An 8547-nucleotide genomic window follows, 5' to 3' on the forward strand; every position below is an offset into this window, starting at 1 on the left:
ACTTACTGACGAACACGTAGTGGAGTCAGTCGTGACAGCTACTGTGTGTGGCCACTCTATCCAAATAATTGATAATATTAATAGTAAAAGTCGTTATGAGTGCTCTTTCTCATGACGGCTTTTATTTACGTTGACGGACAAAGCTGAATTTCTGAACACTTTCAGGAGTGCTTCAGATATCTTAGATTTCGTTGTCCCACCCCCGCAAAACCAACATTAACTAAGAGGATGAATAATGGCTCTCAAACCTGATTGATACAGCGAGTAGCAAATATCAATATTTTGTGGTGTACCTATTTAAGGTTAATAATTTTACCATTGGTTGGGGTGGATACAGGTTGAATTGAATGGCAACACCTGTGAACGATTGCTACATAAAAAAGTCGGTTAGTATGTATTTGCATATTAATAATATTTTCTTGCGTTTACATTTATTATTAACAATGTTAAAATAAAATAAATAATATTAAAAAAGAGGTGGAAAACATGAACTGGTTTTTAGCACTAGATCAAGCAGATCAAGAGTTTGTCAAACAGTTAGTACAAGCTTCTGGATCTTTAAAGCAGTTAGCAAAGGTGTATCAAGTAAGTTACCCCACAGTCAGAATGAGGCTGGATAAAATCATCCAAAAGATTGATTTGATTGAGCAAAACGATACAAGTACATTTGAAACCAAGATTATGCAAATGGTAATTGATGAAAAATTATCGTTAGACCTAGCAAAACAAATTATTAAGGACTTCAAGGAGGAAAAAAATGAGTGATTTTAAAGGACTTTTATTGGGTATGCTGGTTGTAGCGTTCTTTTATATTCTAGATAGATATTTGCCAAAGTGGTTTGGAGCAATTCCAGGAATTTTTTTTCTGATATTAATGGTTTATATCATCATCACGAAAGGGCAGTCATTACTATCCACACTGACGGTGTTAATTGTTGGAGAAGTAGTTTTAAATGGAATATGGATAACAGCTCTGGAAGACCGGAAGAAAAAAGCCCGCAAAGAAATTGAAAAAATGCAAGCTAAAGATTTGTCACGAAAAAAATAGCCTGTTTTAGGTGATGCTTTATATAATAGACATGCTTATCAAGTGTGCTTTTATTACATAAACAAGAGGCTTGACTATTCGTAGGAAGAGTCTGGGACAAAAGTACCAGTTACCACAAGAAATCTTCGTAAATTTGAAAGCAAATTTATGTTTCCGTCATGTGGGTACTTCGATCATCCCAAAATCATATTTGGATACAAGTAACCTTACTGACTCAAACAATGGTGGAGCCAGTTGCGACAGCTACTGTGTGTAGCCCATTTTTATCTTAATAAGCAAACTAAATAATAAAAAGTGAAAGCCAAACAGATTTTCTGTTTGGCTTTCACTTTTTTATCCACCAATTCCCGTATCCTCCAACGCCCGTTTTAATTTATCCGACACTCGCTTGATTCTAACCTTCAATACCACCCCAATAAAAATGGCAATAAAGAACATCAAACCAAGAATGAAGAAATCGACACCAATGCTCTCAATATTAACTCCACCAATTGCTTCACGGAATGCCCCCACTCCATACGTAAATGGAAACAGTGGTTGCAATATTCTAAAGACAAGCGGATTTAGCTGGACTGGATACATCGCCCCACTACCAGCTAATTGGAGAGCCACTAACATAACCATCATCGCCGTCCCAAGATTTCCAAACACCGAGGCGGCTGTATATATCAGGGTTGAGAATGCTAACGAAACAAATAACCCTGTCATTAGTATGACGAATAGGTTAGCGATATGAACATGGAGAACCAGAATTGTTGAAGTGATAATGATCGCCGTTTGAACTAATGAAATCGTCGAAAAGATCAACATTTTCCCAAAGTATTCCTCATGACGACTAACGTGTCTAAATCGCCGTCTGTCTGGAACAGTAGTTCTCAACACAGCAATCAGCATCGTACAACCAACCCAGATCGATAATGCCATATAACTGGGAGCAAAAGCCTCACCAAAAGTGGCCACTCGGTAAATTGATTCCGACTTAACGTTGAACAATGTCGTCAAGTCACCAGCAATCAATGTTGGGTTACTCTGTAACACATTGATGATTTCAGCAATATCACTGTTATCAGTCAACTTTAATTTATTACTGATTGTTTCTATTTGTTTTCGAGATTCATTCAGCCGTGAAGATAGCTTGCCAGCTGAGTCAGCAATCAATTTATTACTTGAAATTGCATTATTAGTAGCTTCACTATTTAACTGCTTTATTCTACCAACACTGCCCAATATGGCGCTGGCCTTATTGGAACTATCAATTGAGCTTGCAATCATCTGATCAATTGCAGCCTTGGCTTGCTGGTTATTGCTAATCAAACTACTGCTAATCCTATTTGATATTTGCCGATTACTTGCAGTTAATCTAGCAACTGCAGCTTGAAGATTTTGATTTGAACCATTCAAAGAGTTCTGCAGCGAGCGAATATTCGCCTCTTGGCTACTTAACTTGCCATCAAGTGAACTTAATTGCTTTTTCATATTATTAACTGACTGGTTTTTACTATCAAACGCTCCTAAGAACGCAGACAAAGCCTTGGTCTGACCCTTCAGCACACTCACTTCAGTTTTTAAATTCCTAGCTGTTTCACTTAACCGAGCCTTACCCTGTTGAGTACTTGCTGAACTAATCTGGTCAACCAACTCCCCAACCCGTTGCTGTCTTGTATTTAATTGTTTCAAATTATCATTAACGACTTCAGATGCGGAATTAAGGCTGCTCCTTGCATTCCTCAGACTACTGGTACCACCATCAGCAATTGCCTGCAGCGAATTGTTACTTTCAGCTGCTTGGTTAACTGCATTCAACGAAGTTAAGGCTGTCGCCATTCCATTGGCGGTATCCTGAATCGTATTGAGTGAATCGGTTGCTAGATCCATACCATCCCCAAGGGCGACTATCATATCCTTCAGTTGTAAAATTTCCGACTTCTTACTATTTAATTTCGTCCCCGCATTATTTAAATACGAAAAAATAGTCTCACTGATTTGGTAAATAAACTTATTTTTAATTTCAGTCGTCAGTGATTCAGCCGCCGTTTCGGTGATTTTTACCCCCATTGGACTATTTTTAGTGTTAGTCTTAAAAATCACATTTGCTCGTTCAGGATTTGAAGAAGCAATGCTCGTTAATTTTTTTGAAAAATCAGCTGGTAAAATAATTTCGCCGTAGTACTTACCACTCCGTAATTTTGTATCAGCTGTTTTTCGATCAACAAACCTCCAACCAATTTGCTTATTGTCCTTCATTGATTTGATGACCTGGTCACCAAAATTCAATTGCTTCGAGTCAAGGCTAGCCCCTTTATCCTCACTAACAACGGCAACCGGAATTTGCTCAGTCTTTTTAGTGCTATACGGATTCCAAATCGCGCCAACATTGACCAATGTATATAAGCTTGGAAGAATACACAGTGCTAATATGGTAATGAACGCTGCTTTATGATGAAAGATTGCTCTTAGATCACGTAAATATATTTTGCGGATGTTACTAATCATTGATTTTAACCTCTTCTTTAAAAACCTTTCAAAAGAGTCTTGTCCAATTCAAAATTGGGATATATTATATAGTAATGCATATGTTAACTATTAACAATAGCTTTAAATATATTACAACGGGGTGAACAATTTGGTTACAAAAAAAGATACAACCAAAATTATTATTGCAATGTTACTTTCAGTGGTTACGATAGGATTATCGACTAATGTTTCGGCAAAAAAACGTGGAGCAACAATTTTATCGACCCACAAGTTATCGAAAACAACTAACAAAGCGGTGAGCGGTTATCTCTATACTACCGCTCATTTAACGAAAAAGGCGCATAACGCCGACAATTATCCACGGACAACATTCTATACCTACAAATCAGCAACTGTCCGCAAAGCCAACGGTAACAAAGCCGTTTACTACTATGTAAAGAACGGTAACGGAAAAGTTCGCGGCTGGATCTGGCGTGGCAACCTAGTTCAAACATTCAATTTTGCTAAGCAAAAAGCAGATTTGAGACGAATTACTTCCCTAATTAAGTCAATCTCAACTAAAAATCGCGAGGGCTTAATTAAACTTCTTGAAGCCGTCGACAAACACGCTACCATTTCGTCAGTAGTCAGCGACTTGACTGGCCTAGCCAATAAAGTGGATAACTCAGCAGACGCAGCTAAAATCAGAGAAATCGCCAAAATCATCAAAGAAGATGGCACAAAAATGGTTCAGTTGGTTCAATCAGGAATCGACAAACTTTACCAAACTACCAAGAACATCCACGAAATAAACAATCAAATCTACGACGTGATTCAATCAATTTTGAACATTCTACCCTAAACTATCACGAGGCCCCGAATGAAAACAATCTTCGACTTATTCAAACAAGACATCAAAAAAATAATTCATAGCAAACCAGTTTGGATAACCATCCTCGCATTCTGTTTGGTACCAGCAACGTACGCTGTCCTAAACATCAAAGCATCCTGGGACCCATATTCAACTGCAAACATCCGCCGGTTACCCATCGCAGTCGTCAATAGTGATGAAGGTAGCACTATCAAGGGTAAAAATCTGAACGTTGGTAAGCAGATCACCAATAAACTTAAAACCAATCACGACGTTAAGTGGGTTATAACTAACGACTGGGACGGTAATAACGGGCTCAACCAGGGTAAATACTACGCCCTGATTGAAATCCCAAGCGACTTTTCTAGTCGATTAGCGACCCTAACGACTGACAGCCCACAGAAACCAACCATCGTTTATAAATCTAACGAAAAGTTAAACCCAGCGGCAACTAAAATTACTGGTCAGGCCAAGACAACTTTGACCGACCAAATCAGAACTAATTTCACCCAGCTTAGTGGCAAACTAGTTTTAAAACAACTCAATAATGTTGGGGCAGATATCTCATCTAGCAAACCGCAAATTCTTGGGATCAAAACCACATTGCTTGATTCAATCAACGAAATTAAAAAGACAAGTAAGCAGTTAAACCAAGTCAATGGCAACGCCAGTCACGTCAAACAATACCTAAACGCTGTCAAAAATGACATTCCAAAGGTTTCAAGTCAGATCAATAATCTTAGTGACATCCTAACTCAGCAGCAAAAATTATTGACCACTACCAAGAACAGCATTAGTTCAACTAAAAATGAACTAGGTAATGCACTCAACTCGATTCAAGGCCAAACCGATTCATTCCAGTCAGCAATTAGCGGAGTTGGAGCAGCGGGCAATTCAATCAATTTAATTCGACCCCAGGTAACAACCGCCGTCAACGCAAGCAACTCCCTAGTAAACGTTCTGAATGACGGCCTTAGAGTTCTTGACGTCGTTAATTCAATTATCCCTACTAACCGGGGGAATAACCTAATTGGTAAATTTGCTAGTGCCAAAAAGCAAATAAAGGCTCAGCAAGGCTACTTAAAACAACTGAAGCAAAGTAACTCACAGGGAGAGGTAAAAAGGCTCCAAGCCAAAATAAACCGGCTTAATGACCAGCTCGACAGGACCTTATCCTCGGCGGCGGCTGATTCAAACACCGTTGAGGATGGCCTCGATTCAATCAGTAATTCAACAAATGAAGATACAGACAACAATTCAGACGTCATCAACTCCCTTAAGAGCGTAATCCCAGAACTCCAGGCAATCCAGAAAGCCGGTGACTCCGTCAGTGATCTAACCATATCGCGGGTTAATACGATGCAGGCAAAGTTAGCCCAGATAAAAACCAAATTATCAGATTTGGATAATCAACTGAACTTTCTTACAGATGAGAATCTAGACAAAGTTATCAATCTGCTGGGAAAGAACCCCGATGTGGCTAATTTCCTCGCATCACCAGTCAAGTTACAGACTAAAGAATTGTATAATATGGGGCTGTTTGGCTACGGAGCAACACCGTTTTACACAGTTCTGTCAATTTGGATCGGGATTTTGTTATTAACAACAATTATTGCTTGGAAATATCCTGAACAAAAACGAGCTCAACGAAAAGATACCCTTCATCCTTATCATAGTTATGGTGGAAAGTTCTTACTTTACCTATCAATTGCATTCACCCAAACGTTCATCACCTGGTTTGGTGAAATCGTCCTTCTGGGAATTAGGCCTCGTAGTCTGTTCGCCTTTATTGGGATCGACTTATTTACAGCGCTCGTGTTTACGATGATAATCTTTAGTTTGGTATTTTCATTCGGGAACGCTGGGAAAGTGATCGCCGTGCTGTTAATGATTTTGCAAATCTTTGGAACTGGTGGGCTCTACCCACTGGAAGTCATTCCTAAGGGTCTTACAGCCTTCACTCCATTCCTACCGTTCACCTACGCAATTGGTGCATTTAGGGAAGCAATAGCTGGGCCAATCTGGTCAGTCTACTTCTCCGACATGTTAACTTTAGGACTGTTTGGTGTCATTATGGTGCTCTTAACCCCAATCTTCAGACGGCTGCTTAAAAAGCCAGTAACAGCTCTTGAAGAAGGTTTTGAGGAATCTCAATTGTGATTAGAAACAGCAAAAGCTGCCCACCTATACGGATGGACAGCTTTTTAATTTATAGCTTAATTATTAGTCTTCAACAATATTCTTTAACCCAGTGTGGTTAAGCAGAATGTTCAAGATAACGGCGGTGAAACTTCCAATCACCATTCCGTTACTCATGATAACTTGAACTGATGATGGCAAGTATTGGAACAAGGTTGGTTGGGTAGTAACCCCAATTCCTAGACCAACTGAAATAGCAATAATAAGTAAGTTTCTACCATTCAATTCAACTTGAGATAACATCTTGATTCCTTGGGCACCAACCATCCCGAACATAACGAGCATTGCACCACCCAGTACTGAGGTTGGAATCAACGTAGCAACAGCACCAAACTTTGGAATCAACCCAATGATCATTAACATGAAGGCTGAATAGTAGATTGGAGCTAGTTTCTTAATTCCTGACAGCTGAACGATCCCCACGTTTTGTGAGAAAGTTGAGTATGGGAAGGTGTTGAACAAACCACCAAGAATGGCAGCCAATCCTTCAGAACGGTAACCATGTTCGAGGTCCTTACTCTTAAGCTCACGACCAGTGATGTCAGCAAGGGCGAAATAAACACCAGTCGATTCAATCATACAAGTTAACGCTGCTAAAATCAGTGTCACAATTGACGACCATTCAAACTTAGGAGCTGAGAAGTAAAAGAATTGTGGCAATTGAAGCCAGTGAGCCTGACCAACTGATTTGAAGTTAATTGTGCCTAAAGCAATTGCTAATAACGTTCCCAAAATAATTCCAATCAAAATTGAAATTTGTTTGATGAATCCCTTACTCCAAATATTCAAAGCAATAATAATAAGAGCAGTAACTGTACCAAGGAGTAAATGGGTTGTATCACCAAATGATTTAGCAGCAGTATCACCACCACCAAAGTTTTGGAAAGCAACTGGCATCAATGTAAACCCGATCAAAGTAATTAATGATCCCGTAACAACTGGTGGGAAGAACCGACGAAGGTTTGCAAATGGCTTAGCGGCAACGATAATAAACAGACCCGCAATAATAATACCGCCGTACATGTAGCCAAGACCAAAATTATTTCCAATCGACTGAAGTGGAGCAACATACTCAACTGCACATCCAAGAACAACTGGTAACCCAATTCCAGTTAAGGGAGTTCTTCTGATTTGAAGTAAAGTTGCGACTCCACACATGAAGATATCCATTGAAACCAAGTAAGTCATCTGAACGGCGTTAAACTTGAGCGCCCCACCAATCAGTAATGGAACCAAAATGTCACCAGAGTACATGGCAAGCAAGTGTTGGAACCCAAGAATTGCGTTTTTGACCTGTGAGGTTTTCTTTGTAGCAGAAGGATTACTCATTATATCCACCTTTTCATAGATTTTTTAGAATAGATAAATGATAACATGGAAAAAATGAGAAATCAAAACAATTTACGAATATTCCGCTTACATAGTCAAAATAAAGTTCTGCTTTTACGAACAATCAAATTTAAACGGCGTTAAATTACGTGAAACAGGGAGAAAAGCTTAACGGAATAATCTTTGATTTAGTCTCGGAAAATTATTTAATGTAAAAACTCATAATCACCACCTATAATGACCTTGAACGCCATGGGGATAGGTCAGAGCCAGTATTCATCTTACCCTTGTGGTTGAGACAAAACTAGACAAACCGCAAAAAAACTCATTCAAATAAAAAAATCGTCCGTTTTCGGACGATTTTAAAATTATTTATTTTTTAGTACCAACCATATGATAGCCAATGACGCTTAGCATTTGACCAACTACCGTAACGGTTCTTCACATAACGATCAGCCGTCTTTTCCTGGTTTGCCTTCGAGTAATCACCATGAAGGTACGCCCGACTTAGTTGGTAACGAGGCCGGGACATAAGTCCCGCCAATAAATAAACTGGATCATATTTTTCATGACTTTTTGAAAAATATGATCCAGTTTTTCTTTTATCAGTAAAAAATAAGAAAAATTAGCCATCATCAAGGCCAAT

Annotated in this window: 6 protein-coding genes and 1 pseudogene; 4 read left to right on the top strand and 3 right to left on the bottom strand. The window is 39.0% G+C overall.

Annotated features, from left to right (window positions below):
* The first annotated feature begins 486 nt into the window (after positions 1 to 486).
* Both QOW94_RS06500 and QOW94_RS06505 read left to right on the top strand, forming a co-directional pair.
* Positions 487 to 765 (top strand): DUF2089 family protein, encoded by a 279-nt coding sequence (locus QOW94_RS06500; RefSeq protein ID WP_283679476.1) that lies wholly within the window; start codon positions 487 to 489, stop codon positions 763 to 765.
* On the top strand, positions 758 to 1048 hold the full coding sequence (locus tag QOW94_RS06505; protein WP_283679478.1) for a hypothetical protein: 291 nt from the start codon (positions 758 to 760) through the stop codon (positions 1046 to 1048). The genes QOW94_RS06500 and QOW94_RS06505 overlap by 8 nt, the downstream gene beginning before the upstream one ends.
* A 333-nt stretch (positions 1049 to 1381) precedes the next feature.
* On the opposite strand, the gene QOW94_RS06510 is transcribed toward QOW94_RS06505, so the two are convergent.
* Positions 1382 to 3541, bottom strand: coding sequence for a YhgE/Pip domain-containing protein (locus QOW94_RS06510; protein WP_283679480.1), 2160 nt, complete (start codon positions 3539 to 3541; stop codon positions 1382 to 1384).
* 130 nt (positions 3542 to 3671) lie between these two features.
* On the opposite strand from QOW94_RS06510, the gene QOW94_RS06515 reads away from it, so the two are divergent.
* The gene (locus QOW94_RS06515) at positions 3672 to 4364 is read left to right on the top strand and encodes a D-alanyl-D-alanine carboxypeptidase (RefSeq protein ID WP_283679482.1); all 693 of its coding nucleotides are present in this window, start codon (positions 3672 to 3674) and stop codon (positions 4362 to 4364) included.
* Positions 4365 to 4382: 18 nt separating this feature from the next.
* A complete protein-coding gene (locus QOW94_RS06520; protein WP_283679484.1) occupies positions 4383 to 6533 on the top strand; it encodes a YhgE/Pip domain-containing protein in 2151 nt (716 codons plus the stop codon).
* Between the two features lie 63 nt (positions 6534 to 6596).
* Here the strand turns inward: QOW94_RS06520 and QOW94_RS06525 are convergent, their stop codons facing one another.
* Both QOW94_RS06525 and QOW94_RS06530 read right to left on the bottom strand, forming a co-directional pair.
* Positions 6597 to 7901, bottom strand: a complete 1305-nt coding sequence (locus QOW94_RS06525) for a nucleobase:cation symporter-2 family protein (protein WP_283679486.1) — start codon at positions 7899 to 7901, stop codon at positions 6597 to 6599.
* A gap of 379 nt (positions 7902 to 8280) precedes the next feature.
* Positions 8281 to 8421, bottom strand: a pseudogene (locus QOW94_RS06530) (aggregation-promoting factor C-terminal-like domain-containing protein); the annotation flags it as partial.
* Positions 8422 to 8547 lie beyond the last annotated feature (126 nt).

It is taken from the genome of Lentilactobacillus sp. Marseille-Q4993, from assembly GCF_951230165.1.
Classification (GTDB): domain Bacteria; phylum Bacillota; class Bacilli; order Lactobacillales; family Lactobacillaceae; genus Lentilactobacillus.

What these genes read in the sequence shown, in the direction of transcription:
- QOW94_RS06510 (WP_283679480.1), bottom strand. Translation starts at nt 3,541, where the DNA reads ATGATTAGTAACATCCGCAAAATATATTTACGTGATCTAAGAGCAATC.
- QOW94_RS06505 (WP_283679478.1), top strand. Translation starts at nt 758, where the DNA reads ATGAGTGATTTTAAAGGACTTTTATTGGGTATGCTGGTTGTAGCGTTC.
- QOW94_RS06520 (WP_283679484.1), top strand. Translation starts at nt 4,383, where the DNA reads ATGAAAACAATCTTCGACTTATTCAAACAAGACATCAAAAAAATAATT.
- QOW94_RS06500 (WP_283679476.1), top strand. Translation starts at nt 487, where the DNA reads ATGAACTGGTTTTTAGCACTAGATCAAGCAGATCAAGAGTTTGTCAAA.
- QOW94_RS06525 (WP_283679486.1), bottom strand. Translation starts at nt 7,901, where the DNA reads ATGAGTAATCCTTCTGCTACAAAGAAAACCTCACAGGTCAAAAACGCA.